General features: G+C 41.4%; 1 pseudogene. It reads right to left on the reverse strand.

Annotated features, from left to right (window positions below):
- A pseudogene (locus tag R8N49_RS30425) lies at window positions 1–519 on the reverse strand (RHS repeat domain-containing protein); the annotation flags it as partial.

Consider the following 519-nt stretch of genomic DNA (forward strand, 5'->3'; position numbering starts at 1 on the left):
GCCTAATGCATCATATTCATAGTGACTAATACTCGAATCACCATGTACTTCTACCAGTTGATTTAATGCGTCAAACACACGTTTTTGAACCGTGCCATCGCCTTCTCGTTTAACTTGATTACCTTGTTGGTCGTATTTGTAACGAACACCTGCATAAGCTTCAATGCGGTCACTCATTACCTTAGAATCAGCCAAAGCGGGATTTCCAAAGCTATCTGATTCAAATGTTGAAGTCGAACTGGCTTCACTAACCTTTGTAACGTGCCCGAGGGTATCGTACTGATAGTGAGTTGCCCCTGCAGTATTATCTAAAATTGAAGAGATTCGGTTCTGTGCATTGTATATGTATTTTTTTTCTCTACCTGACCATTGCTGCTCTACTAATCGACCGACACCGTCATAAAGTTTGCTCTCTCTGAAACTCTCAGTTTCAGTGACAGAAAGCCTCCCCATAACATCATATTGGAACTCAATTTTTGGTAATGAGTCATCGCTAAACCGGATTTCGGAAAGCCTACC

This window comes from Vibrio sp. 1978 (assembly GCF_033344345.1).